The 25288-nt window shown below is 43.5% G+C and carries 24 protein-coding genes; 10 read left to right on the top strand and 14 right to left on the bottom strand.

Annotated elements, in window-relative coordinates; genetic code table 11:
* Positions 1-106 precede the first annotated feature (106 nt).
* Positions 107-811 (top strand): phosphoadenylyl-sulfate reductase, encoded by a 705-nt coding sequence (locus ACSX1H_RS03240; RefSeq protein WP_439182180.1) that lies wholly within the window; start codon positions 107-109, stop codon positions 809-811.
* A 74-nt stretch (positions 812-885) separates the two neighbouring features.
* On the opposite strand, the gene ACSX1H_RS03235 is transcribed toward ACSX1H_RS03240, so the two are convergent.
* Positions 886-1578 carry an outer membrane beta-barrel protein gene (locus tag ACSX1H_RS03235; protein ID WP_439182179.1) on the bottom strand — a complete coding sequence of 231 codons (693 nt, stop codon included), beginning with the start codon at positions 1576-1578 and terminating at the stop codon, positions 886-888.
* Between the two features lie 81 nt (positions 1579-1659).
* A complete protein-coding gene (locus tag ACSX1H_RS03230) occupies positions 1660-3246 on the bottom strand; it encodes an aspartate:alanine exchanger family transporter (protein WP_439182178.1) in 1587 nt (528 codons plus the stop codon).
* A 170-nt stretch (positions 3247-3416) separates the two neighbouring features.
* Here ACSX1H_RS03230 and ACSX1H_RS03225 point away from each other — a divergent pair, with 170 nt between their 5' ends.
* The 3 genes from ACSX1H_RS03225 (at position 3417) to ACSX1H_RS03215 (ending at position 5311) form a co-directional block, all read left to right on the top strand.
* Positions 3417-3689, top strand: a complete 273-nt coding sequence (locus tag ACSX1H_RS03225) for an acylphosphatase (RefSeq protein ID WP_439182177.1) — start codon at positions 3417-3419, stop codon at positions 3687-3689.
* Between the two features lie 75 nt (positions 3690-3764).
* A complete protein-coding gene (locus ACSX1H_RS03220; protein WP_439182176.1) occupies positions 3765-4250 on the top strand; it encodes an RNA polymerase sigma factor in 486 nt (161 codons plus the stop codon).
* Positions 4250-5311: a hypothetical protein gene (locus ACSX1H_RS03215; protein ID WP_439182175.1), complete on the top strand. Its 1062-nt coding sequence runs from the start codon at positions 4250-4252 to the stop codon at positions 5309-5311. The genes ACSX1H_RS03220 and ACSX1H_RS03215 overlap by 1 nt, the downstream gene beginning before the upstream one ends.
* Before the next feature lie 135 nt (positions 5312-5446).
* On the opposite strand, the gene ACSX1H_RS03210 is transcribed toward ACSX1H_RS03215, so the two are convergent.
* The 5 genes from ACSX1H_RS03210 to glsA form a co-directional block, all read right to left on the bottom strand.
* Positions 5447-7063 (bottom strand): methyl-accepting chemotaxis protein, encoded by a 1617-nt coding sequence (locus ACSX1H_RS03210; protein WP_439182173.1) that lies wholly within the window; start codon positions 7061-7063, stop codon positions 5447-5449.
* Between the two features lie 192 nt (positions 7064-7255).
* Positions 7256-7759 (bottom strand): O-acetyl-ADP-ribose deacetylase, encoded by a 504-nt coding sequence (locus tag ACSX1H_RS03205; protein WP_439182172.1) that lies wholly within the window; start codon positions 7757-7759, stop codon positions 7256-7258.
* Positions 7760-7765: 6 nt separating this feature from the next.
* On the bottom strand, positions 7766-8251 hold the full coding sequence (locus ACSX1H_RS03200) for a DUF1905 domain-containing protein (RefSeq protein ID WP_439182171.1): 486 nt from the start codon (positions 8249-8251) through the stop codon (positions 7766-7768).
* A gap of 70 nt (positions 8252-8321) precedes the next feature.
* Positions 8322-9521: a DcaP family trimeric outer membrane transporter gene (locus ACSX1H_RS03195; protein WP_439182170.1), complete on the bottom strand. Its 1200-nt coding sequence runs from the start codon at positions 9519-9521 to the stop codon at positions 8322-8324.
* Positions 9522-9524: 3 nt separating this feature from the next.
* Positions 9525-10568 (bottom strand): glutaminase A, encoded by a 1044-nt coding sequence (gene glsA / locus ACSX1H_RS03190; RefSeq protein WP_439182169.1) that lies wholly within the window; start codon positions 10566-10568, stop codon positions 9525-9527.
* A gap of 234 nt (positions 10569-10802) precedes the next feature.
* On the opposite strand from glsA, the gene ACSX1H_RS03185 reads away from it, so the two are divergent.
* On the top strand, positions 10803-11543 hold the full coding sequence (locus ACSX1H_RS03185; RefSeq protein ID WP_439182168.1) for a tRNA lysidine(34) synthetase: 741 nt from the start codon (positions 10803-10805) through the stop codon (positions 11541-11543).
* A gap of 13 nt (positions 11544-11556) precedes the next feature.
* Here ACSX1H_RS03185 and ACSX1H_RS03180 read toward each other — a convergent pair whose 3' ends face one another.
* A complete protein-coding gene (locus ACSX1H_RS03180; RefSeq protein WP_439182167.1) occupies positions 11557-12879 on the bottom strand; it encodes a cobyrinic acid a,c-diamide synthase CobB in 1323 nt (440 codons plus the stop codon).
* A gap of 157 nt (positions 12880-13036) precedes the next feature.
* On the opposite strand from ACSX1H_RS03180, the gene typA reads away from it, so the two are divergent.
* The gene (typA, locus tag ACSX1H_RS03175) at positions 13037-14833 is read left to right on the top strand and encodes a translational GTPase TypA (RefSeq protein WP_439182166.1); all 1797 of its coding nucleotides are present in this window, start codon (positions 13037-13039) and stop codon (positions 14831-14833) included.
* A 76-nt stretch (positions 14834-14909) separates the two neighbouring features.
* Here the strand turns inward: typA and ACSX1H_RS03170 are convergent, their stop codons facing one another.
* From ACSX1H_RS03170 to ACSX1H_RS03160, 3 genes are all read right to left on the bottom strand, one after another.
* Positions 14910-15104: a diacylglycerol kinase gene (locus tag ACSX1H_RS03170; RefSeq protein ID WP_439182165.1), complete on the bottom strand. Its 195-nt coding sequence runs from the start codon at positions 15102-15104 to the stop codon at positions 14910-14912.
* 50 nt (positions 15105-15154) lie between these two features.
* Positions 15155-15901 (bottom strand): alpha/beta hydrolase, encoded by a 747-nt coding sequence (locus ACSX1H_RS03165; protein ID WP_439182164.1) that lies wholly within the window; start codon positions 15899-15901, stop codon positions 15155-15157.
* A gap of 224 nt (positions 15902-16125) precedes the next feature.
* Positions 16126-17754 (bottom strand): amidase, encoded by a 1629-nt coding sequence (locus tag ACSX1H_RS03160; protein WP_439182163.1) that lies wholly within the window; start codon positions 17752-17754, stop codon positions 16126-16128.
* Positions 17755-17850: 96 nt separating this feature from the next.
* Between ACSX1H_RS03160 and ACSX1H_RS03155 the strand changes: the two genes are divergently transcribed.
* The 4 genes from ACSX1H_RS03155 to ACSX1H_RS03140 all read left to right on the top strand — a co-directional run bounded on the left by ACSX1H_RS03155 (position 17851) and on the right by ACSX1H_RS03140 (position 21566).
* On the top strand, positions 17851-18525 hold the full coding sequence (locus ACSX1H_RS03155) for a TatD family hydrolase (protein WP_439182161.1): 675 nt from the start codon (positions 17851-17853) through the stop codon (positions 18523-18525).
* Positions 18491-19255 carry a sulfite exporter TauE/SafE family protein gene (locus ACSX1H_RS03150; RefSeq protein ID WP_439182160.1) on the top strand — a complete coding sequence of 255 codons (765 nt, stop codon included), beginning with the start codon at positions 18491-18493 and terminating at the stop codon, positions 19253-19255. Before ACSX1H_RS03155 ends, ACSX1H_RS03150 begins: the two co-directional genes overlap by 35 nt.
* Before the next feature lie 111 nt (positions 19256-19366).
* On the top strand, positions 19367-20386 hold the full coding sequence (locus ACSX1H_RS03145; protein ID WP_439182159.1) for a branched-chain amino acid aminotransferase: 1020 nt from the start codon (positions 19367-19369) through the stop codon (positions 20384-20386).
* A gap of 136 nt (positions 20387-20522) precedes the next feature.
* A complete protein-coding gene (locus ACSX1H_RS03140) occupies positions 20523-21566 on the top strand; it encodes a 3-deoxy-7-phosphoheptulonate synthase (protein WP_439182157.1) in 1044 nt (347 codons plus the stop codon).
* Positions 21567-21584: 18 nt separating this feature from the next.
* Here ACSX1H_RS03140 and ACSX1H_RS03135 read toward each other — a convergent pair whose 3' ends face one another.
* From ACSX1H_RS03135 to nadB, 3 genes are read right to left on the bottom strand one after another with little or no spacing between them, the layout of a single operon-like run.
* Entirely contained in the window at positions 21585-22337 is a 753-nt protein-coding gene (locus ACSX1H_RS03135; RefSeq protein ID WP_439182156.1) for a glycosyltransferase family 2 protein, read from the bottom strand.
* Between the two features lie 6 nt (positions 22338-22343).
* Positions 22344-23606: a glycosyltransferase family 4 protein gene (locus tag ACSX1H_RS03130; RefSeq protein ID WP_439182155.1), complete on the bottom strand. Its 1263-nt coding sequence runs from the start codon at positions 23604-23606 to the stop codon at positions 22344-22346.
* A gap of 60 nt (positions 23607-23666) precedes the next feature.
* Positions 23667-25238 (bottom strand): L-aspartate oxidase, encoded by a 1572-nt coding sequence (gene nadB / locus ACSX1H_RS03125; protein WP_439182153.1) that lies wholly within the window; start codon positions 25236-25238, stop codon positions 23667-23669.
* Positions 25239-25288: the final 50 nt, after the last annotated feature.

The following is a 25288-nucleotide window of genomic DNA, read 5'->3' as shown; positions in this document are numbered from 1 at the left end:
TAGTGGCTCACCTCTTTTTTAGTTATAATAGCAGATTGAACTCAATTACCCGATGATAATGACCTGCTAAAAACCTAATTACTATATTTGCACAAAACACTGGATTATGCACGCAGAAGAAATCAAAGAACTGAATGAGCAATTCGCCAGCTCGAGTCCACAAGAGCTACTAAGCTATTTTATCGAGCGCTTTGGCAACAAGATAGGGCTGGCCTCAAGCTTGGGAGCCGAAGATCAGGTGCTGACCGAAATGGTGACTAGCATCAATCCTGAAACTAAGATTTTTACGCTGGATACAGGTCGCCTTTTCCCTGAAACCTACGACCTAATTGACCGCACCTCTCGCAAATACAAAAAAAACCTGGAAATCTATTTTCCTAAAAAGAAGAAGGTGCAAAAAATGGTGAATACAAAGGGTATTAACCTGTTTTTTGAAAGTGTAGAAAACCGAAAAGAATGCTGCTTTGTTCGCAAAATTGAACCACTTCAACGCGCCTTTAAAGGTTTGGATGTATGGATTTGCGGCTTGCGATCTGCACAGTCGGTTACCCGAACGGATATTGCAAAAGTTGAATGGGATGCCAATAACCAGCTGCTTAAAATAAATCCTCTGGCAGATTGGACCGAAGAACAAGTATGGGCCTACATCCATGAGAAAGGTATACCTTACAACACTTTGCATGATAAAGATTACCCTAGCATTGGCTGTCAGCCTTGTACACGAGCGGTTATGGAAGGTGAAGATGTGAGAGCCGGCCGATGGTGGTGGGAAAACCCCGACACAAAAGAATGTGGACTGCACAAAAGATAAATAACGATACCATAAACTGCCCATCAGTGCTAAAAGCTGCTAATGGGCAGTTAGTTTATAATATAGCTAGCCCATTAAAAACGAAAGATTAATCCACTCGAAAAGTCACCCTGCACAGCTAATACGCCCGTACTAATGCCAACCCCGCTGCTGGTTCCGCCAGAACCAATCCCCAAAAACAATCCACCGCCCGAGAAATACATTGGTAACAACAACCGACCTTGCAAACGAATTCCTAGCCTGTCGCTGAAAAAATACTTTACTCCACCCCCTAATGCCATGGAAAAAGATACATGATCAGACACGCCGTGTGTTTGCATATTGAACCAGGTGATACCCAAGGCAAACATTCCAAATGGCACCAATGGGCCATTACTCAGCTCCTTTAATCCACCAAGCTGAAAGTAATCAATAGCCATGTCATAGTCAGTTTCCTGCCCTGCCACAAAGTCTTTGTAGTGTGCAAAGGTTTTAGACCGCGTATATGAAAACTCCCCAAAGAAATCAGGCCGCAATTGAAGCGACAAGATACCTCCATAATGAGCCGCGTTCTTCATCTTAAATTTGGCTTTATACAAATTCAGACTTCCGTTAAGTGAATACCCGGTAATCGGGGTAAATTCAATGCTGGCTCGGGATGAAGTTGCAATACTCCTTTCGTTGGGGGCAGCTGTATGGTGTGCGTTTTGTTTACTACCTGAGTTTTGAGCAAACAGGCTTCCTGATAGCAGGACGTTTATAGCAAACACTATCATTGTGCTTTTCATAATCATAGCAGCAGGTTTAATTTATTGTATATCAATATACAATAAATAAACACAACTTCAATCAGCACATTAAGGGCGCTGCTAAAATACACCTAAAAGCTGAACACAAATAACCAACAGTACCATGGCCACCGGATAAACTGTGGCGTAGGCAATGGCAGCAGCATTACTATCTGTCATGCTGTCCACAGCAGCCAATCCGGGGGTACTGGTCATAGAACCGGTTATGGAACCCAGAAGTGTTAAAACATTGAGGGATTTCATAAAATAGGCGGCCACAACAGCCATTATCATTGGAAACAAAGTGAGGATGGCCCCCACCACAAATAGTTGTGCCCCGTAGCTTTGGTAGGTACTAACTAAGGTCGCACCGGCCTTGGTACCTACAGAGGCCAAAAATAACATCAACCCCAATTGACGCAGCAATTGATTGGCGGCACCTGACATACTCCAAATAATAGGCCCGGTGCGTCCTAAACGGGCCAATATCATTGAGACGGCCAACACACCACCGGTGAGTCCAAGGCTAAATGAGAACGAGCCCCCAAAAGACAACGACATTTTACCAAACAAAATACCGAGCACAATACCTGCCGCCACCGGGAAAAAATCTGTATCGGACAGCTTCCGGTCGTTATTGCCAAATATGCGGATGACCTGCTTCATGTTCTCACGGCTACAGGCCACCATTATTTTATCCCCCATCTGCAGTTTAATTGAGGGAGTCGGAGTAATATCAATTCCGCTTCGCCGAATACGTGTTACGGTGGCCTGATAATTGGTCCACAGATTAAAAACACTCAAAGCCTTATTCACTACTTCTGTGTTGGTTACTAAAATAGATTGCACTTCGTAGCCGGCATCCAGAGGAATCTTTTCATCGGTTGGAGAGCCAATTAATAATGTAATTTTATCAAGAGCATCTTTTGTACCAACTGCCCTCACCAAATCGCCTTTACTAAGAACCGTTTTATTATTGGGAGTAGTGGCATGTCCATCGTGCATCACCCGCGAAATAACAGCCTGAGTCATGGTTCGCACCCTCAAATTTCCAACAGTCTTTCCAAAGATATTTTCGTTCTCCACCTTTAGGTTGACATGCGTAATCTCGGGAAACCCTTCTTCAGAGCTCTTTTCGTAATCTTTTTCTGCCTTTTTAATGTCCGCCCTTATCAATTTTGGGTAAAACTTAGCAAACAAAATAACGCCTATTACGCCAAACGGATAAGCCACCCCATAACCAATCGATACCAATGGTGAGTTAGTGGTTTCAATGGCCGCAGCCAATCCGGGAGTCGATGTTAAAGCCCCTGTGAGTAAGCCCGTCACAATGGGCATATCAAGACCAAAAGCTCGGGACAGAGCGAAAGCCATCACCGTGGCCGAAAGGATAACAACCGTAGCCAGCAAGGCCAGACTGCGTCCATGTTTCTGAAAAGAATCAAAAAAACCGGGTCCCGCCTGTACTCCGATGGTATAAATAAATAAAATCAGCCCCACCTTCTCCAAAATGCCAGGCATTACCACTCCAAAATGCCCAAATACCAGGGCCACAAAAATAATTGCTGAGATATCGAGCGACACCCCTTTTATCTTAATATTTCCAATAATAAAGCCCAAACATATAATAACGAACAAGGCGAAGTAACTGGTTTGCAGTAGTTCCATTTTGATTTATTTTAGAAGCACAAAGTTAAGCATGATGAATTTCGTGAGTTCTTGCCGGACAAGATCATTCGGTCAGCTGAAGATGATTTTTCAAATATTTCACAAAGATACACTTTCCATCTCAACAATACTTTGCTAATTTTAATCTTTGCGATATGACTGAAATGCACATGAAACGAGTTAGAGTTATTGTTGATGGCCGGGTGCAGGGAGTTGGCTTTCGCTATTTTGTGGCCGATGGAGCAAAAGCGCACAATATTAACGGATATGTTCAGAATTTACCCGATGGAAAAGTCGAAATTGATGCTGAGGGAGAATGCGAAAACCTGCACCATTTTCTGCACACCTGCAAAAAAGGACCCGCTCAATCCAGAGTTGATACCTTTATGGTGAGTGACATTCCGTTCTACGGCTATCGGCAGTTTAAAATAAAACGACCTTAGTTTTCACTTTTTGAAGGAAAGCGTGTAACATCTCTCCATCAAAGTGCGTCATACATTTGTCATTTAACAAACAACATGACCCTGGAAGAATTTAATCAAGCCGTCAACCTCTATTCAGATAGTGTTTATCGCTTTATCCTCAAAAACATTAAAGATGAAGATAAAGCGAAAGACATTATACAGGATACCTATGAAAAATTGTGGAAGAAACACACTGAAGTGGCGTTCCTAAAAGTAAAAAGTTACTTGTTTTCGGCCGCCTACCATACCCTAATCGACCTTATCAGACGCGAAAAAAAGCAGGCCCAATGGGATGAAGCAGATTTCAGAAATCATTCGCATACGGATGGCTACAGCGACCTTAACGAGGTGCTACACAAAGCCGTTGAACAGCTGCCCGAAACCCAACAACTGGTAGTGATGATGCGTGATTACGAAGGCTATTCATACAAAGAAATAAGCGAGATAACGGGTTTAACCGAAGCTCAAGTGAAGGTGTATATTTTCAGAGCCAGAAAATTTTTGAAAGCGTATATTGGTAATATTCAAGTGCTAGTTTAATGATGATTGATAAAAATAATTACGAAGCTTACTTGCTGGATTACCTTGAAGGAACTATTTCTGACAAGGATAAGCAGCTGTTGCATGCTTTTTTAGACGATCATCCGGAGCTAAAAAGCGATTTAGAAACCGATGTTAGCTTAACGATTCAACCTGAGAAAGCTGATGCCGGCTGCAACATAAAAGAATCCCTTTTAAAACACCCGGCCCAAGCCTTTGATATGCCCGTTGCCGATTACCTGCTAATTAAACAAGCAGAGGATGGATTGAGCTCCTCAGAGAAGGCAGAACTTCTGCTTGCCGAGCCAAACCAGAAGACACGCACTCAAGCTGCTGCGGCCTATTCCCAGGTGTACCTTAGTGCTGACACGACCATTCTCTATCAGGAGAAAAGAAGGCTTCGCCGCTTTCAACTCTTTCCGGCCATCAGGCAGGTAACCGCCCACCGGGGTATCGCAGCTATTGCCAGTGTTGCCATTCTTCTATCGGTGTGGATGGGCTCGAATCATTTAAAAACAACTGAACCAATCATAGCAAAGAGCGATGTGCAGAAAACACAACCCACGCTCTCACACCCTGCCAGCGTGCAAACAGAGGCGGTTCAAACACCAGCAATTAAAACCACTACTCCTGTTGAAAACACGCCACTTAAAGAGCCTTCAGAGTATGTAAAGGAGCAGTCGCAGACCGCTGAACCAGACAAACCCGGCAGGGCAGACTTTCAAGAAGTAGAACCCGCACAATATCTGGCCACCAGAAGCCAAATAAAAGGCTTGGAACACCAACCAATTAATGGCTATGAACATGGTTTAAATGTGCTGATGCCTCAGTACATGAACAACAATTTAGTGCAAGCCGAATTAGCTTCTATCTATCAACAAATCAGTGAAGAGGAAAAGAAACCATCCTCAGCATTGGCCCTTCTCGAAGGCGGGGTGAAAGTCATGAATTTCTTATCGAAAGAACCCGTGGAGATGAATAAATACTATAACGCTGATGGCAAGGTGGTTGGCTATCAGCTTAAGGGCGAAAATATTGAGCTGAACCGCAGACTTAAGTAAGCCACCTGCATAGATATGCAAGCGAAACAGTTAGGCTGCCAGACTCCTGATTTATAGCCACCGCCCCAACCGATAAAAAAATAGCAGCAGTTGCCAATCAACCGCTGCTATTTCAATCTTCTTTCTTTTATAATATCAATCTGGCTTATCAAGCTTGAAGAAAGCAATCCGCTGCTGAAGCAATTCGGCATAGTGATTTAAATCCATTGCTCTGCCCGACATATTATCTGCGATCTGGGAATTGGTTTGGGTTGAATGATTCAGCCCTTGAATGGCATTATTTATTTCTGTAACAGCCGATTTCTGTTCGCTACTTGAAGTAACAATTTCTTCCACCAACTCCGATGTTTTACCAATGTCAGGCACCAGCTCGGTCAGTTTATCTGCCGTAGAAGCCACCACCACCAATCCTTCTGAAAAACTTTTATTGATGCTGTTGGCCGAAATCCGACTGCGCTCGGCCAATTTTCGAACCTCGGCTGCCACCACCGCAAACCCGTTTCCGAACTCTCCGGCCCTGGCGGCCTCAACAGAGGCATTTAATGATAAGATATTTGTTTGCTGCGCAATCTCTTCCAGAATTTCCAGTTCTTTGCGAATGGAGTTCATGGACTGAATGGCCAGCTGAGACGAATCATTCCCCGATTTTATTTCAGACGCCGACAGTTTAGCTATTTTCTCGGTCGTTCTGGCGTTCTGATCATTCACCTCAATGGTTGCGGTCATTTCTTCCATCGACACCGAAATTTCTTCAACAGAGGCCGCCTGCTCGTTGGATGAATCAGCCAGCTCTTTCGAAAGCACAGTTGTGTTCTGACTCTCACGCGTCAGCAACTCGGCCGTGTCGTTAACCGAATTCACTACCGAAGCCAATGAGTCGAGCATCAGGTTGAGATGCTGCCCAATTTGCGAAAACTCATCCGTACCGCTCACTTCCATTTTCTGGGTAAGATCGCCGTCAGCAATCTTTTTATTAACCTTAATAATATCCTGTATTTTACGATTGGTGTTGCGGATAAAATAAATGCTGATGAAGGTGACCAGAAGCAGAACCGCCAACATAATCAGGATAATTTTATAGATAGCCGCCTGGATATTTCCCTGCACTTCACTGGTGTGTGCATCGAGGCTCGATTTAATAATAAATAAGCCCACAATATCACCATCCTTGTAGTTCTCCATCGGATAGCCCAAAATGTCGTTCCCATTGTTCCATGGGCTTGTTGCCGGCGCTCCGTGGCAATACAAACAGCCTTGCTTTTGGGAGAGACGAACCGCCCGCATCACCCATAACTCGTTTGTTTCTTTGTTGGTATAACTCAGCGTTGTTAGAGTAGGATCAGCCTCAAATTGCCTAATAAACTGAGCCTCCAGCTCGTTGGCCTTATTATCTTTATTTCGTGCTTTTAACGAAGCTACTCTAAACTCATAGCTATCTTCTTCAGCATTGTTTTCGCCCACTGCCATGGAAGCAAAAATTGGCACTTTCTTAAGCATACTTGCCTTCTCGGCACTGGAGATAACTCCATCGGGATGCAGGCTTTTCAGCTCATCAATTTCGTCCTTAATAGAAAACTGAGTGGCTACATAAGACCTAACAGCTTCCATTCTGGTAAGGATGGCTTTGGTTTTCCGTTCGAGTGTTTCAATCCCCTGCTTTTTAAGCATTGATGATGAAACGTATACAGCAATGCCGGTAGCGGCAAAAAGAGGAACAAAAACGATAAGAATCAGTTTTGTTCTGAACTTCATATTTTTCATTAACACGATACTAAGTTTCCCCATTAGAGCACCTGATTCGTTATCTATTCAGATGCATTTTTGTCTTCTAGGCTTTAAACACGATCACTTTCAGAAAGTTCTTAAGCCCAATAATAATTTTTTCATCACCCTGAAAATGGCAGACTTAGAAATGTTAATAAATATGAAGCCGTAAAATTATTGTTACAACAAGTGCTGATAAAGGGCATAATTCTCCGCATCAAAACACACAAAAATGACTTTTTTGATGGTGCGGGAATGATAGTTCCTAACCGTATCAACGGCCACGCGTGCTGCCTCACTCTTTGGGTATGCATAAACACCGGTACTGATGTTAGGAAAAGCAATGGACCCGGCCAAATGCTCATCTGCCAGTTTTAATGAGTTGACATAGCAGGCTCTGAGCTTTTCGGATTCGCCGCTACGACCTCCTTGCCACACAGGCCCAACGGTATGGATAACATGATGGGCCTTCAGGTTACCAGCATTGGTTATCACGGCCTCCCCAGTGGGACAACCACCCTGACGGGCTCTGATTTTGCGACATTCATCCATAATTACTGGCCCTCCTGCCCGATGGATGGCACCATCCACTCCGCCACCACCCAACAGCCCCGAGTTGGCTGCATTAACGATGACATCGACCTGCATTTGAGTAATATCTCCCTGAACCAGTTGTATCTCCATAACACACTAAATTTTATACTTGTCCTTCAGAAAATTCATTACTTTTAATATCCGTTTTGCCTTGGTTTCTTCCTTTTTAGCTTCATAAATCCAGCTAATCAGCTCCTGTTGCTGATTGCTGGTCAGACGACTAAATAAAACCGTTAATTCCTTATTCTCCAATTCAAAACAATCAATTAACTCTTGTGGAAGTTTAACAGGCAAATTATCGGGAAACAGAACAATGTGCACCCATTCACCAGCTTCTTTCCCAATAGCTTTTCGAATAGCCGCCTTAACCGGCAAAAACAGTTGACCATTTCCCATCGGCATTAATCGTGCATGCTTTATCTCAAAGCCATCGATGGTGCCATGCACTTTTACCCAATTAAACCAGGTTTTCCTGTCCGGTTCTACTTCGGGTATCAATGCATAAGTCCAGCCGCCTTTCCCAGCGAATTTTTCAAGCATGTACACTTTATCTACCAATGCGCTATTTGAAGATGTACCCATGAGTCAAATATCAAAAACAAAACAGAGAAGCACAATGCATTTCAGCATAAAACGGCTATCGCATGGGCAATTAGCCCTTAAGCCCAGCGGAAAACTGATACTTAAATGAGCATTGGATTTTAAGCAAATCGGAACTAAAGCCATCAGAAAAGTTCTTACGTTTGCCATATTGCAACTCAAGCCCCACAATCACATTATCAACCGGGTAATAAAGTAAGTTAGCTAATGCATATTGTCCTTGTGCGTAGGAGTCTGGTGCCTGAGCATCAGCATGCTGTATATCAAGAAGCGAAACACCTGCCGATGAACTGAATTGTTCATTCCATTGCTTATCAACAAAAGCCACAATACCAAGTACGGGCTGCACAACGCCTTTTAATGGTTGCGACCCACTTCGGGGATTTAGAGCCACTCCAATGTCCACACCTCCATCATTCATATAATTCTGGATACCTTTGCCATAAACGAACTGAAATCGACCAATAGTTGAAGATGAAAAATGAAGATTAGAGCTCAGATTTAGTCCCCATCCGATGACCTTATCTGAAAGGTTGATCTGATCATCCGCATCTAAATCTTCCCACTCGATATAACGCAACATGGTGGCCAGCTCGAGGTAGCCCCAAGAGAATGCCTTTCGGAATTCGGCCGAAAAATCGGGCCATGGAAAACGAAAATCTACATCTCGCAATTGTATCTTATCCTTGTAAATGCCTCCATCAGCGCTGGCTCCTGGCCGCTCCAAAGCCAATGTTATTTTATCTTCACCCTGCAAAGGCATCCAACGGAATTGAATGTTTCTGAAAAACACCATGCCCGAAGGTCCCCAGTATTCGATTGAGTTGGGAAAAACATCAATATCCATAAATGGACTCCAATACTGACCAGCACCAAATTGCCCCAGCTCGCCATATGCATGCCGGAGCCTAAAAGTCGTTTGACCAGCATCCACACCCGTTCCCATCAACTCAAATTCAAAAATAACCCTGAGCGCTCCCAAGGCATTTGGTACAATACTTTCAAAACCCAACTTTGATTGGCGAACCCCATAGTAGATATTGCCATCGGCCCCATACTGCTGCTTAAAAGCCGGTAGTTGAGATGGCCGCACCACATCCTTCCAATCCGGATGAATCTGATGAAAGTTATACCCTGCATCCATCATGGCATGCCCATAAATTCGAAAAGAAGTTGAATCATTCTGAGCTGCTGCAAACGGCGAAACCCACAGCAGCCAAATAGCTATAAGAATAAAAGAACTATTCCTCATTGCCTAATTCGATTGCTTCACCCCAACGGACTGAGGATCGAAGATATTAATATTCAAATGCTGCGAAATATAGGCTATAGCCTTTTGTGCGCGCACACTATTCCCTGCCGCATCAAGCCGAGGAGAAAATGCGGCAATAGCCCCTTTGCCAGGCACCACCGCCACAATACCACCGCCAACACCACTCTTTGCAGGTAAGCCGGTTAAATACGACCAGGTGCCCGAGTAATCATACATGCCACAAGAGAGCATTATTGACAATATTTGCGGTACATTAGTGGCCTGCATAGCTCTTTCGCCGGTAAACGGATTGACACCACCTGCGGCTAAAGTTGCCCCCATCGCTGCCAATTGTTTAGTCGTCATCCCAACAGAGCACTGACGCGTATAGAGGTCTACTGCTTTCTCCGGATCGTCATACATGACGCCATAAGCATCAAGCAATCTGGCAATGGCGTGGTTTCGGCCATTAGTAGCCGCCTCCGATGCATATACGTCATCCATCATGGTTAACGGCTCCCCTGCGCAAGCGCTGTAATAGGCTAGTATGGTCTTCCATTTGGCAGCTTCGTTTTTACCATCGAGCAAACTGGCAGTTGCAATCGCCCCAGCATTAACCAATGGATTACCTACTCGTGTTGATTGCTGCTCAATAGCGGTAACAGAATTAAATGGCAAACCGGTCGGCTCAGTACCCAGCTTCTCCAAGATGGCCTCTTTCCCGATTTGTTCCATCACCATAGCCAAGGTAAACACTTTTGAAATGGACTGAATGGAATAAGTATGCTCCACATCGCCAACACAGAAAATTTGACCATCAACAGTGACAATACATATCCCAAACAAATCGGGATTCACAGTTGCCAGCTCGGGGATATAGTCTGCTGGTGTCCCCGTTGAATCTGTTAAAAATTCATGGTAGGCCTCATCTAGGATTTGCTTTAAACGGGTATAGTCAGGAGCTACCGGGCTTTTGGCAACTTGGCCATAAAGAAAGATAGCGGGTATGCATGCGAATATGACAATTACTAAATATCTCTTGAGCATACAGTTAAGTTTTAGTGGTCTTTAATTCGAAATATATTGAAAGAAAGCAAACAAAGCAATATCTGATAAACATGCCGGTTTTCACTACTCATCTTTATCAGAAGAAATTACAAAAGCCACATCGTTTTGGCTACCAACATACAAGACGCTCACATTAATCTCATTAAAGTGCCTGATATGTTTTCCTGAAATCCGAAGCTCCATCAAAAATAGGAAATCGACTATCTTTGCGCGATGCAAAAAACGTTTAGTAAGCAACAGCAGGCATTCATTCAAAAGGTAAGGCAAACTGTAGGAAAAGCGATTAATCAACACCAGATGATTAATGCCAACGATCAGGTGATGATAGCGGTATCAGGAGGTAAGGACAGTTTATCACTGCTCGAGATTTTATCAAGCCGTCGCAAGGCACTACCCATTACCTACAAATTACATGCTGCTCACATCATTACAGAAGACGTCCCCTATCAAATCGATACCCAATGGCTGCAAACTTTTTGCGACCAACTGGATGTGACCCTGCACCTCGTGACCACCCGTGCTAACCTGAAATCGGCCGGGAATAAAAAACCCTGCTTTGCCTGCTCCAGAAACCGTAGAAAGGAACTTTTTCAGCTCACTCATACTTTGGGCATTAAAACGTTGGCTTTTGGCCATCATCTGGACGATGCGGTTGAAACACTGGTGATGAACATGACCCAACATGCCAACATTTCATCCATCCCCGCCACTTTAAATATGTTTGAAGATAAACTTAAAGTTATTCGCCCTTTAACCTTATTAACCAACGCGGAAATAAAACAATATGCGGAACTGATGAACTTCCCCTCTCTAAAGCAGGAATGTCCTTTTGAGGACCATACCATCCGGCAGAAAGCACGCGATATAGTTGAGCAAATGAGCAGCATCAACCCCAAAGCACGTATCAATATTTTTAATTCAATGAAAAAAATTGATTTTGAATACCTTCCTTAAGTTTAAATAATCGCTAGAATTTGTCCTTTAAAAGCATCTTTAAAAAAGCCTGCATCCTATCTGCCTCTCCCAGATAGATATGAAAATAGGATGACCAAACATTTTCTGTTTTGTAAACCGGCATATCAATTTCAGTTTTGCGCGCTGTTTTGGCAATGCTATCAGCCTTTTGCCTGCAATCAACGGTTACTCCTGAATAATGAAACTCATGGCCTCTAAACACCTGATCTTCCATCTCTAATGATCGATACCCTAATTTCAGTTTCATATCAACCAGTGATGTTACATAATCGAACAACCCAAGCATTTTATGCAGACTGCCATCCTTAAGTTGAACAGATTGCCCCAAGTACATCATGCCGCCACACTCGGCCACTAGTTTGCCTCCTTGCCTCTCAAAATCACGAATGGCATTGAGCATCGAATGGTTGTGGGCCAATTGCTCTGCATATAACTCTGGATAACCTCCCGGAAACCACAACAAATCACATTCGGGTATTACCTTATCATTTAGTGGGCTAAAATATATTACCTCGCCAATTTCTTTAAGTACATCAACATTGGCCGGATACATAAAATTAAAGGCTTCATCGTGAGCTACGCCAAATTTCAAGCCAGATAACGAAAGCTTGACCTTGTTAGGCGATTCCGTTCTTTCCACACTTTCTGAGGAGATACTTAGCAACAAGTCCAGGTTCACATGCTGAGAAATTAAATTGGCAGCCACATCAACGGCCGCCAGCATCCCCTCATTTTCAGTTAAAGACAAACCTAAGTGACGCGACTCAAGCCCCATGCGCTCATCTTTAGGCACATATCCCAAAGACGTCACACCGGCATCGGCAGCGGCTTCCTTAAGAAACTGATAATGTGATTCGCCAGATACCCGATTGAAGATCACTCCTTTGACCTTTACATCGGGATTAAAATTTTTAAATCCATACAACAAAGGTGCCACCGAATAGGCTGTGGCTGCTGCATTAACCACTAACACCACTGGTAAATCAAGCACGCGTGCCACTTCAGCTGAGCTTCCACTATCTTTTTTCGCCCCATCAAACAAACCCATTACGCCTTCCACAATACCTATATCGGCTGTTTGCATTTGTCGCCAAAAAATTTCTTTCACATGCATTGCATCCGCCATCCATAAATCCAGATTGTAAGACGACTGACCGGCAACTTGCGAATGATGCAGAGGATCGATATAATCCGGCCCACACTTAAACGGCTGAATATCAAACCCCTGTTTGCGCAAAGCCTTTATCAGACCAAGTGTAATAATGGTTTTTCCGGCATTACTGGAAGGGGCTGCAATTAAAAAACTTCTCTTCATGGTCATTGTGGTAATTTTGTACAAAAAATACGGCAAAGATACAGAAAACTGTTCTCCGCAGGCGTTTTTTTATTGCTCGTTAACTCAATTTTATGAATCACATCGTGCTGAAAACCAAAAATTAGCAGTACCTTTGCGCCTCATTTGGATTTAAGCTATGCAAGAGATTAGAAACGTCGCCATTATTGCGCACGTTGACCACGGCAAAACCACACTGGTTGACAAGATGTTAATGGCTGGCAAGCTATTTAAAGAACACCAGGAAGTTGGTGAACTCATTATGGACAATAACGACCTGGAACGTGAGCGTGGTATCACCATTCTGTCGAAGAATGTGTCAGTAATGTGGAAAGGAATTAAGATTAATATTATTGACACGCCGGGTCACTCCGACTTTGGCGGCGAGGTTGAACGTGTACTCAATATGGCCGACGGTGTTCTGCTGTTGGTAGATGCTTTTGAAGGACCGATGCCACAAACACGATTTGTACTGCAAAAAGCCATTTCGCTTGGGTTGAAACCCATTGTAGTTATCAACAAGGTGGATAAACCCAACTGTCGCCCCGAGGAAGTCCACGAGTCGGTCTTCGACCTGATGTTTTCGCTGGATGCAACCGAAGAGCAGTTAGACTTCCCATCGGTATACGGTTCGGCAAAAGAAAACTGGATGAGCGAAGATTGGCAGAAAAAAACAGACAATATTGACGCTGTTTTCGAAGCCATCATCAAGCACATCCCAGCACCTGAAATTAACAAAGGTACACCTCAGCTACAAATCACTTCTCTCGATCACAGCAAATACCTGGGTCGTATAGCCATTGGGCGTTTGCAACGGGGCGAACTAAAAGTCAATCAGGATGTGAGTTTAGTGAAACGTGACGGCAGCATTATGCGCACTCGCATCAAAGAACTAAACGTTTTTGATGGACTGGGCCGCACCAAAGTCGAGCAGGTTTCTTGCGGTGAATTATGTGCCCTCGTTGGGATTGAAGGTTTTGATATTGGCGACACCATTGCCGATTTTGAAAACCCTGAACCACTGCCTCCAATTGCCATTGACGAACCAACCATGAGTATGTTATTCACGATTAACAACTCACCTTTCTTTGGCAAAGAAGGAAAGTATGTAACCTCTCGCCACATAAAAGATCGTTTAGATAAAGAGCTGGAGAAAAACCTGGCCCTACGCGTTGAAGAGACCGACTCGGCTGACGCCTGGAACGTATATGGACGTGGCGTACTGCACTTGGCAGTATTGATTGAAACCATGCGCCGCGAAGGCTACGAGCTGCAGGTTGGACAACCACGGGTAATTATTAAGGAAGTGATGGGCGAAAAGCATGAGCCAATTGAAGACCTTACTATTGACCTGCCTGAAGAACATTCGGGTACCGCCATTGAAATGGTATCAAAACGAAAAGGTGACCTAAAATCGATGGAGAAAAAAGGCGATCGTGTGCATTTAGAATTTAATATTCCATCACGAGGCATCATCGGATTGCGTAGTAACATGCTAACTGCCACGCAAGGAGAAGCCATTATGGCCCACCGCTTTATTGAGTTTCAACCCTGGAAAGGCGATATTGAAAAACGTATCAATGGTTCTTTAATTGTTATCGAATCGGGTACCTCAATCGCTTACGGCATGGACAAACTTCAGGATAGAGGTAAGTTCTTTATTGCTCCACAGGAAGATGTTTACATGGGTCAGGTTGTGGGAGAAAACAACCGAGAAGGTGACCTTACCATCAATGTTACCAAGGCTAAAAAGATGAGTAATATGCGCTCATCAGGTGCGGATGACAAGGTAAAACTGGCTCCTCCAATTCGCTTTAGCCTCGAAGAAGCCTTAGAATATATTCAGGGCGATGAATATGTTGAAGTGACTCCTTCGAGCATTCGTCTGAGAAAAATATTACTTCAGGAGCACGAACGTAAACGCGCTAATAAGTAACAAGTGATATAACCGGTATTTTTTACACTACCGGGTGAGCAAAACAAAGGAGATAGCCATGTGCCTATCTCCTTTTTTATATTAATATCTTCGGTAAAAAGATAATCAGTCCTACCGCAAAAGCGGCTATTGATACAACTAAGACCGCACCTGCTGCCATATTCTTAGCTTTCCTAATCAGCTCATGCCTTTCGGCCGATACATAGTCGCAAAGTGCTTCAATGGTCGAATTAAGCAATTCCATTGCCAATACCAGAGCAATACACAGCAAAACAGCTATCCACTCAAGCTTTGAAATATGAAAGTAGAAACCTGCAGCGCTTACTCCAAGGCACTTAAAAATTCTTTAACCGCCTCCCAATATACCAGACTGTCATCAAACCTACTCCAAAGTGCTTTGGAACCATGATTACCGTCAGATTCAGGAAGGAAATACCGCTTATGAGTCGAGCCAATTGCCTCATAAATTCCTTTCCAAATTTCATATTCACTTTTAGCTGAGGTAATAAAAACAGGAATTTGAATTTTGTCAACAATAGGAGCAATCCAATTGCCTGACTTGCCAAAGTATTTGCTATACTCACCCGGTGCAAAAGCCAATACTGCATCGACCAATGACGGGTGATCAGCAGCTATTTTAAGAACCAAAGTTGACGAATAAGAGCTACCCCAAATAATAAGCTTTGAAGGATTATAATTTAACTGAACATAATTAATTGCAGCCATCATATCTGGCACAGCATCCATAAATTCAGTTGATAACCCCTTTTCCACCGCTCTCTTTGCGGTTTCATTAACAACATTGTTTACAACCTCTCCTGAACGCTGATCAACAGCCATACAATTATATCCTAATTGGTTAAGCTTTGGGGCTATCTCTAAATATTCTCCACGACTCCATCCTGCCTGATGAAATAGAATAATAAACGGAGAATCTGTTGGCCTTTCAACATATAAGTCGGCTGTAACTTTCAAACCATCCTTACTTTTAAAAACAATCGTAGATGGTTGTTCCGCAAAAAGATTAAGATACATGGGCAACACTAATAATAGAACAATTTTCTTCATAAAAATAGATGTAATTAAAATAATAGCTGTCACTAATAAAAAGACACATAATAAGACAACTTACATACACAAATACCCCTATTCAATTTTAGCTTTTCTTAATTCACATCAATTATATTAATAAACCTTTAGTGACTCTAAGTCCAAAGTTAAGGAGCACACCGAGCAACCCTAACTCAGCCCTTGCGGCATTTGAGGATGAAGATTGAATCATCTTGCTTGTGTCATGATGGTTTAATAGCTAAATCCTCGGCAGTAAGTTGTTTTACAAAAGTTGGTATTAACCTATTATGACTTATCTTTTCGTATAAGTGAGCGATTTGTATCAGGCGACTCTCGGTCCAGGGCAACCCAAAGAATGAGACACCAATTGGCAGACCTTTAATGGCGCCAGCCGGCACTGTAATACTCGGATAACCTGCGACGGCCGCTAACTGCGAACTGCCACCACCAAAATTATCCCCATTTACATAATCGATGCACCAGGCCGGGCCATTGGTGGGACCCATCAAGGCATCCAGTTTATAATCGGCCATTAACTGGTCGATGCCTTTCGTCTGCGACAACTCTTTGCATTTCTTTTTGGCCTCTACATACTTCGGATCATCTAAACCTTTAGTGGCATTAGCTGCCTCAAAAACCTCTTGTTCAAACCATGGCATCACCTTATCACTATTCAATTCATTATACTCTATCAGCTCCTTTAACGACTGAAATCCACATGCCGGATGCGCTCTCAAATAGCGTTCTATCCCATCCTTAAATTCACACAGAAGTACGGTCCACTCATATTGCCCCAATTCTTTTACAGATGATGGCAACCCTATTTCAATAACATCAGCCCCTTTACCTTCTAAAGCAACAACAACCTCATTCATAAGGCTTGCAACCCGCTTATCAAAAGCTACCATTTCACTCAAATACCCGATGCGAGCTCCAGACAGTACATTGTCATCGAAATTGAGGTAGATATTGGTTTGACCAGGCCGTTTTGCGGTGGCTGCATCAGCCTGATCCTCTCCTGCCATCACCGTCAATAACAAAGCCGCATCTCTCACGGTTCGGGCCATTGGTCCGGCCGTATCCTGACTTTCGGAAATGGGAATAATTCCAGAGCGTGACAACAAGCCAACCGTTGGTTTAATCCCCACAATCCCATTTATACCTGAAGGACATACTATTGAACCATCTGTCTCAGTACCTACGGCAAGGGGAGCCAAATTGGCAGCTACAGCCACTGCCGAACCTGATGAAGAACCGCATGGTGTGCGATCCAGCACATATGGGTTACGGGTTTGACCACCCCGACTACTCCATCCGCTACTCGAATTGGTGGAGCGAAAGTTAGCCCATTCACTTAAATTAGTTTTCCCTAAAATAACAGCTCCGGCAGCTCTCAATTGAGTCACTATAAAAGCATCCTTCCCAGCCCGATGATTGGCTAATGCTAATGAACCTGCCGATGTTATCATCTGATCGGCCGTATCAATGTTTTCCTTGAGTAAAACCGGTATGCCATGCAGCGGGCCCCTCACCTTTCCCAAACTTCGTTCCTCATCTAATTGTCTAGCTATATGAACTGCGTCACCATTCACCTCAATTATTGCATTAAGCATTGGTCCATCTTTATCTAACTGCTTTATACGATTCAGGTACAGTCGAACTATCTGCTCAGAGGTCAACTCCCCTGATTGCAGTTTTTCCTGAAGCTCTTGTATGGTTGCTTCAGACAACTCAAAATTACTGTAGGAGGCATGATTGGAATTGCCTGAGACAGGCGACTGTTTGCAAGCAGGTAGACTGAGTCCAACTGCACTCAGAACTGAAGTGAGAAGAAAATCGCGACGTTTCATTGTAGTTGAGATTATAATAGATAACTAAAAATAAGCATTTTATACTTCTCTCCAAGTATCCAATATGATTACCTTTGTAATAAATCGACCACTGTCATGCTCATTAATTTTCACACCCATCACCCAAGGAATCAAACTAACCTCATACAAATAGTTAATAGACCTATATGTGAGATCATTTCAGACCACGCCCCTTCATACAAATCTACTGGCATTCACCCATGGGATATAAACAATTCAACTACAATCATCGACCTGGAAGTTAAAGTATCCCAAAAAAATGTTGTAGCCATTGGCGAATGTGGCCTCGACAAGCTTAAAGGTCCGGATTTAGCCATTCAAAAAGAAATCTTTATTGCCCAAATTGAATTGGCAGAACAGCTAAAAAAGCCATTAATCATCCATTGCGTAAAGGCCTATTCGGAAATCATCAAACTCCGCAAGGATATTCAGCCAGCTCAGGCCTGGATCTTTCATGGCTTTAATGCACCAAAAGAAACAATGGAGCAGGCTCTCAAACAAGGTTTTTACTTCTCGGTTGGAGAAGCCCTTCTAAAAAAGAACTCAAAGGTGAGTCAATCATTGCCATTTATTCCCCACAATCGACTATTTTTGGAAACAGATAACAATCCTCAGCTTCGCATTGAATCCATTTATGAAAAAGCTTCCCAATTATTGAATCTTGAAATAATTCAATTACAGAATATTATTCAAGATAATTTTAAGCATTTATTCAATGTCGATACTCGAATTCATCAACCCCTTAAATAGCGACTGGACCACCTGGAGCATCACAATTGTTTCCGCCTTCTTTATTGGCGTATCGAAAGCCGGGCTTAAAGGCCTTTCCATGTTCGTTATTCCTTTATTCGCCCATTTCTACGGAGGCAAAGCATCGGTTGGCATAATATTGCCCTGCTTGTTAGCCGGCGACCTAATGGCCCTGCGTTTCTTCCACAAAAATGCGAATATCAAACTCATTTTAAAGCTAATCCCGCCGGCAGTTGTAGGTATCTTAGTCGCGGTAGTTATTGGCACCAAAATTAGCGATGCCCAGTTCAAACACACCATGGGAACAGCCATACTGGTGTGCGTAGGCCTCCTCCTATACAATGAATTCAAAGGGAAAATAAATATTTCCAACTCAAAGTTTTTGGCCAACACGCTAGGTCTTACTGGCGGTTTTGCAACGATGATAGGCAATGCGGCCGGCCCTATTTTTAACCTGTATCTGCTATCGATGCGACTGCCCAAAGCGGCCTTTATTGGCACCGGAGCCTGGTTTTACTTGCTGCTGAACTCCTTTAAAGTCCCCTTTCACATTGTGAGCTGGCAAACCATCAATTGGCAAACCCTCCAGCTTAATCTCATAATGATACCAATTTTAATAGGCGGTACATTTATCGGCAAGAGAATTGTAGGTTACATACCGGAAAAACCTTACCGTTTGTTTATATATACTATCACATTGTTATCTGCTATCTTTTTGTTTTTCAAATAGTGAACACCAACAAAGGGGCAACAGATGCCTTTTATCATTTAAATTATAAGTTGAATATTGTACCTTTACCATTCTTAACTTAAAATAACACATGTACTAAATCATACCGAAATGAACGATATCAATTGGAGCAACCTGTCATTCAGCTACATGAAGACAGATTACAACGTAAGATGTTACTACCGCGATGGCAAATGGGGTGAACTGGAGGTACATTCTTCCGATCAGATTAACATCCACATGGCAGCCACAGGTTTACACTACGGACAGGAAGCGTTTGAAGGACTGAAAGCCTTTCAAGGGAAAGATGGCAAAACCCGCCTTTTCCGCATTGAAGAAAATGCCAAGCGTATGCACAACTCTGCTGTCGGCACTATGATGGCTCCCGTTCCTGAGGACATTTTTGTGAATGCAGTATTGAAAGCCGTTGAACTCAACAAACGCTTTGTACCTCCTTACGAGTCAGGTGCATCCTTATATATCCGCCCGTTATTAGTTGGAACCGGTCCAAAAATTGGCGTAGCTCCAACCGACGAATACCTGTTCATGGTATTTGTAATGCCTGTTGGTCCATATTTCAAAGCCGGTTTCAAACCAACCAACATGATGATTTCACGGAAGTACGACCGTGCAGCACCACTGGGAACAGGTAACATTAAAGTGGGCGGAAACTATGCAGCCAGCTTACGTGCCGGTCACGAAGCCCACGAAAATGGCTATTCAGCAGTATTATTCCTCGATAGTAAAGAAAAGAAATACATCGACGAATGCGGCCCGGCCAACTTCTTTGGTATCAAAAATAACACCTACGTAACCCCTAAGTCCGTATCCATTCTCCCATCAATCACTAACATGAGCCTTTGCCAATTGGCCGAAGATATGGGCATGACGGTTGAACGTCGTCAGGTTCCTTTGGAAGAATTGTCGACATTTGAGGAGGCCGGAGCTTGTGGAACAGCGGCTGTAATTAGCCCTATCGGTAAGATTGATGATATTGAAACCGGTGCATCTTATGTATTTAGTAAAGATGGCAATCCGGGAAAAATATCTGAAAAACTCTACAATAAACTGAGAGCTATTCAGTATGGCGATGAACCAGACACTCATAATTGGGTTACTGTTGTTGAGTAATTCTATCAAATGAAATACAGAAAAACCGCGGTGCAGACTGCGGTTTTTTTGTTCGGTAGTGAGCAATCCTTCTCTCCTTCAGTTTTATAATATTAGGCAAGATGTTACCTTTGCTTGCCATTAAACAAACCACAGCATGACCGACTTACGAATCGAAAACTTAAACATTATTGCCGAAGAGCCAATAATTACGCCGGACAAACTGAAGCAACTGTTTCCATTAACAGATGACATCACCAAAACCATATTGGATGGCCAGAATACCGTTAAGCGCATCCTTCACCGCAAGGACAAACGCCTGCTGGTGGTTGTAGGCCCCTGCTCCATTCACGATATCGATGCAGCCAAAGAATACGCCCGGCGACTGAAACAACTGGCTCATGATGTAAGTGATAAGCTTTACCTGGTGATGCGTGTTTATTTTGAGAAGCCTCGCACTACTATAGGCTGGCAAGGCCTCATCAACGATCCTTATCTGGATGATAGCTGCCAGGTAGAAGATGGGTTGAAAATGGCGCGCGAACTCCTTTTGTATATTGCCGACCTAGGCTTGCCAGCTGCCGGAGAAGCACTGGACATTGTAACCCCACAATACATTCAGGACCTGTTTTCATGGACGGCTATAGGAGCCCGGACAACAGAATCGCAAAGCCACCGAAACATGGCCAGCGGCCTGTCATCGGCAGTGGGCTTTAAAAACGGCACCAATGGCAGCATTGACATTGCCATCAATGCCCGAGAATCGGTTGCTGCCCCCCATAATTTTGTCAGCATCAACCCCGAAGGTAAAGTAGCAGTTGTAAAGACAAAGGGTAACATCAACTCCCACATTATTTTAAGAGGAGGTAAAACACCAAACTATTCAGCTGAGCACATTGCCGAATATGAAAAGAAATTAAAAGAAGCGGGCCTTGAACCAAGAATCATGGTGGATTGCAGCCATGCCAACAGCGGTAAAAAGGCGGTTAACCAAGCCAAAGTAGCGAAAGACATTGCCCGCCAGATCAGCAACGGTAATCACTCCATCATGGGCATTATGATTGAAAGCAACCTTAACTTCGGCTGCCAGCAGCTTACCCCAAATAAAAATGAATTAAAATATGGTGTTTCTATCACCGACGAATGCATCGGCTGGGATGAAACAGAAGAGTTATTGAAAGAACTGGCGGCGACTCTTTAGAACCTAAATTGAAAAGTCCTAAAATCGCCTGTTTAAAGCCACATATTTCAAAAAACGCAATCCTATAGGGATATGCCTTGCAATGGTTGGTAGCAGCCCAAAATATCGCCGCATTATATCAAAACGCTCCTTCAGGCCAGGCACGATGTTTTGCTTAGTTAAGCCTCCATCAAGAAAACGCGAGAGCATTTGATTGGAATTATGCACCGAACCGGCGGCCATCAACGCCTTTAAACACCACTCATAATCGGCCGAGAAACGGTAGTTGGTATTATAATTACTGGCTATTCGTGTGGCCACCAATATCGATTGATGACTCACCAACATGCCATTCTTGAAATCTTTCCAGCCTAACTGTTTAGGTGGCTTAAGGCGACGATCCCCAATTTCCATTCCATCAGCATCGATCATCACCGTATCACCGTAGATCACATCGGGCCAGTGCTCCCCTAGCCCTTCAACCATCTGACTCACTGTCTGCTTGTCGTAAATTTCATCGCCCGAATTGATAAACCAGACATAATCTCCGGTGGCCATGCCCAATCCCTTATTCATGGCATCATACAAACCATCATCCGACTCGCTAATCCACTTTGAAACAATGGACTTATTACGCTCAATTAAAGCAACTGTTCCATCATTAGAATTACCATCAACAATGATGTATTCAATACTATCATAGTCTTGTTGTGCAATACTATCAATGGTTTTCTGAAGCGTTGACTTCCCATTATAAACAATTGTAATAATGCTAATAACAGGCCTCTTCATTAACTTTTACTTTAATAGTGATTTATATACTTTCAGGTACTTCTCTGCCACCACTTCCTCGGAATAGCACTCCACGGCCTTCTGACGGGCTTTCAGGCGGTATTGATCCAATTTATTGACGAACAGTGTTTCGTAGATTCCAGTCGCCAAACTCAAGGCATTTTTCACTTCAGCCAGGTAACCCGATTCCTGATGAGTTACCATCTCAGGCACCCCGCCAATACTGAACCCGATAATGGGCGTACCACAAGCCAAAGACTCCATCACGGTATTGGGCAGGTTATCCTGCAACGATGGCAGTATGTAACTATCTGCAGCACTATAAAGGTCGACCAATGTGTCGGGATTGGAAACAAATTTAAAGGAGTGGGTTTTAAAAGGAAACAGCTTCACTGTTTCAGCATTCATCTTACCAAATACTACCAACTCAGCATCCTCTTTAACAACAGGGAAATTCTCAGCCAATATATTTAATGCTTCAATAAAATAGCGCATCCCTTTGCGTGGATCATCAACATTTGCTGCTCCAAACAGCAATAGCTTCTTATCCTGTGGCAGCTTCAACCTCTCACGCGCCTCCTGCTGGTTGCGAGGTGTATAAAAGCTCGTATCGATGGGGTTCGGAATATTATAAAAATCCTTTCTACGCAAAAGCTTACTTTCCTGAGATAGTGTTCGTAACCACTTACTACATGTAACAATAGTTAAAGGTGCTTCGTTGTATATTCTTCGTTTTTGAGCGAACTGTCGTGCCGATAAATCTTTCTTACCCGGCTTTTTAAGAAAGGGACAATAGGAACAGAACTCGAGAAACTCAAGACAGGTTCCAGCATAATGACACCCGCCAGTAAAGCTCCACATATCGTGTTGTGTCCACACAACCGGCTTCCCACAGGCTAATAATTTTCCTAAAGTCTCGATTGATAAAAAGCCCTGATTGACCCAATGCAGATGAATGATGTCGGCCTCCTGCACCAAAGGATGTTGGGAAATATCAATCCCGGTATTGGCAGGCGAAAATGCAAAACGCACCGAAGCATTGCGCTCATAAGGCAAGAACGTGAGACGCTCCCAGGCAAAACGGGCGAAAGCTTTTTGTCTATAGCCAAATCCGGAACCCACCGCATACACACCTTCTTCATTGCGCCGCAAATCTTGCACCAACAGCTTTGACTCAATGCCATTGTTGCGCAGGGCTCTGTTGAGGCGGTTAGCTGCTACAGCAGCGCCTCCTCCCGCATCGGTTTTATTTATCTGAAGGATTTTCAATTTAGTTGTTCTGGTTTTCTGACCATAAATTTAATCATTGTAACAAACAGGGCAAGTGAATTAATCTTCCAGCTTATCGGGAAAATCGATATTAAAATGCAGACCCCTGCTCTCTTTGCGTTTCCGCGCCATTTTAATGATCAGATATCCTACATTAATTTTATTACGCAGGTGGCATATCTTTTCCGACACTTTAGAAGACTGGTACAAAGCTTCCGTTTCGCGGTACAGCACCTCCAGACGGTCATAGGCGCGGTTCAACCGAATATTTGAGCGCACAATACCTACGTACTTGCTCATAATCTGTTCCACCTCCTTATTTGATTGAGTAATCAGAATCATCTCCTCAGGATGAGAGGTGCCTTCATCATTCCAATCAGGTATTCGCTCATTAAATTGAATATTGGTTACTTTATCTATTGCATCCTGCGCTGCGGCATTCGAAAACACCAAAGCCTCAATCAATGAATTGCTAGCCAGGCGGTTAGCCCCGTGCAACCCTGTACTGGCGCACTCCCCGGCAGCATACAGGTTATTAATAGAGCTGCGTCCATTCAGATCTACTTTAATACCCCCACACAAATAGTGTGCAGCAGGCACAACAGGAATCATGTCTTTCGTGATATCAATACCCAAAGAAAGGCACTTGTTATAGATGGTTGGAAAGTGCTGACGCGTTTCTTCTGCTGGTTTGTGGGTCACATCCAGATACACATACTCATCTCCCCTGTTTTTCAATTCATTATCGATAGCACGCGCCACAATGTCACGAGGTGCTAAACATCCCCGCTCGTCGTAATTGTGCATAAATTCCTGGCCATTCCTGCGCCTTAAAATACCTCCATATCCGCGCATGGCTTCAGTAATCAGAAACGATGGGCGTTCAGACAAGTTATAAAGTGCTGTTGGATGAAACTGCACAAACTCCATGTTTTCAATAATCCCTTTGGCCCGAAACAACATAGCTATTCCATCGCCGGTTGCAATTAAGGGATTAGTGGTGGTCTGATACACACTCCCAATGCCGCCGGTAGCCATCAGCGTTGTTTTAGCCAGGAAAGTTTCAATTATCCCATGGCTTTTATCCAGGATGTAGGCTCCATAACACTGAATATCGCGCATCCAGGGCTCGGTCACCCTTCCCAAATGATGTTGGGTTATGACGTCAACCGCAAAATGATTTTCAAATACAGTGATGGATGGATGCTGCTTTACTTCTTCAATTAAAGCACGCTGTATCTCTGCCCCGGTATTATCTTTATGGTGTAAAATACGATGCTCAGAATGTCCACCTTCGCGGTGTAAATCAAAACGTCCATCATCATTCTTATCAAAGTTGGTTCCCCAGCTCAAAAGCTGACTGATTTGCTCGGGTGCTTCTTCAACGACTTTTTTTACTGCCGCCATGTCGCAAACACCATCACCTGCAATCAAAGTATCTTCAATGTGCTTATCAAATGAATCGGGCGCATAAGTTACCGACGAAATACCTCCTTGTGCGTAGGCGGTGTTTGTTTCTTTAAGCTCTGTTTTACTTACAACAGCTACAGAACCATGTTTTGCTACTTTTAGTGCATAACTTAACCCGGCAATGCCCGAACCTATCACTAAAAAATCAAAATGTCTTTTCATCAGAAAATGCTTTGTACCTGCACAAATGTAGAAAGAATAAAGGTTCTTTT

Source organism: Carboxylicivirga taeanensis (assembly GCF_051851475.1).
GTDB classification, from domain to species: Bacteria; Bacteroidota; Bacteroidia; order Bacteroidales; family Marinilabiliaceae; genus Carboxylicivirga; species Carboxylicivirga taeanensis.
Note: the sequence above shows the minus strand (reverse complement) of the source record. Positions and strands in the feature narration are given on the sequence as shown.

What these genes read in the sequence shown, in the direction of transcription:
- typA (WP_439182166.1), top strand. Translation starts at nt 13,037, where the DNA reads ATGCAAGAGATTAGAAACGTCGCCATTATTGCGCACGTTGACCACGGC.
- ACSX1H_RS03200 (WP_439182171.1), bottom strand. Translation starts at nt 8,251, where the DNA reads ATGGGTACATCTTCAAATAGCGCATTGGTAGATAAAGTGTACATGCTT.
- ACSX1H_RS03230 (WP_439182178.1), bottom strand. Translation starts at nt 3,246, where the DNA reads ATGGAACTACTGCAAACCAGTTACTTCGCCTTGTTCGTTATTATATGT.
- ACSX1H_RS03135 (WP_439182156.1), bottom strand. Translation starts at nt 22,337, where the DNA reads ATGAAGAGGCCTGTTATTAGCATTATTACAATTGTTTATAATGGGAAG.
- ACSX1H_RS03165 (WP_439182164.1), bottom strand. Translation starts at nt 15,901, where the DNA reads ATGAAGAAAATTGTTCTATTATTAGTGTTGCCCATGTATCTTAATCTT.
- nadB (WP_439182153.1), bottom strand. Translation starts at nt 25,238, where the DNA reads ATGAAAAGACATTTTGATTTTTTAGTGATAGGTTCGGGCATTGCCGGG.
- ACSX1H_RS03225 (WP_439182177.1), top strand. Translation starts at nt 3,417, where the DNA reads ATGAAACGAGTTAGAGTTATTGTTGATGGCCGGGTGCAGGGAGTTGGC.
- ACSX1H_RS03215 (WP_439182175.1), top strand. Translation starts at nt 4,250, where the DNA reads ATGATGATTGATAAAAATAATTACGAAGCTTACTTGCTGGATTACCTT.
- ACSX1H_RS03195 (WP_439182170.1), bottom strand. Translation starts at nt 9,521, where the DNA reads ATGAGGAATAGTTCTTTTATTCTTATAGCTATTTGGCTGCTGTGGGTT.
- ACSX1H_RS03210 (WP_439182173.1), bottom strand. Translation starts at nt 7,063, where the DNA reads ATGAAGTTCAGAACAAAACTGATTCTTATCGTTTTTGTTCCTCTTTTT.
- ACSX1H_RS03235 (WP_439182179.1), bottom strand. Translation starts at nt 1,578, where the DNA reads ATGAAAAGCACAATGATAGTGTTTGCTATAAACGTCCTGCTATCAGGA.
- ACSX1H_RS03145 (WP_439182159.1), top strand. Translation starts at nt 19,367, where the DNA reads ATGAACGATATCAATTGGAGCAACCTGTCATTCAGCTACATGAAGACA.
- ACSX1H_RS03180 (WP_439182167.1), bottom strand. Translation starts at nt 12,879, where the DNA reads ATGAAGAGAAGTTTTTTAATTGCAGCCCCTTCCAGTAATGCCGGAAAA.
- ACSX1H_RS03220 (WP_439182176.1), top strand. Translation starts at nt 3,765, where the DNA reads ATGACCCTGGAAGAATTTAATCAAGCCGTCAACCTCTATTCAGATAGT.
- ACSX1H_RS03155 (WP_439182161.1), top strand. Translation starts at nt 17,851, where the DNA reads ATGCTCATTAATTTTCACACCCATCACCCAAGGAATCAAACTAACCTC.
- ACSX1H_RS03140 (WP_439182157.1), top strand. Translation starts at nt 20,523, where the DNA reads ATGACCGACTTACGAATCGAAAACTTAAACATTATTGCCGAAGAGCCA.
- ACSX1H_RS03185 (WP_439182168.1), top strand. Translation starts at nt 10,803, where the DNA reads ATGCAAAAAACGTTTAGTAAGCAACAGCAGGCATTCATTCAAAAGGTA.
- ACSX1H_RS03240 (WP_439182180.1), top strand. Translation starts at nt 107, where the DNA reads ATGCACGCAGAAGAAATCAAAGAACTGAATGAGCAATTCGCCAGCTCG.
- ACSX1H_RS03150 (WP_439182160.1), top strand. Translation starts at nt 18,491, where the DNA reads ATGTCGATACTCGAATTCATCAACCCCTTAAATAGCGACTGGACCACC.
- ACSX1H_RS03205 (WP_439182172.1), bottom strand. Translation starts at nt 7,759, where the DNA reads ATGGAGATACAACTGGTTCAGGGAGATATTACTCAAATGCAGGTCGAT.
- glsA (WP_439182169.1), bottom strand. Translation starts at nt 10,568, where the DNA reads ATGCTCAAGAGATATTTAGTAATTGTCATATTCGCATGCATACCCGCT.
- ACSX1H_RS03160 (WP_439182163.1), bottom strand. Translation starts at nt 17,754, where the DNA reads ATGAAACGTCGCGATTTTCTTCTCACTTCAGTTCTGAGTGCAGTTGGA.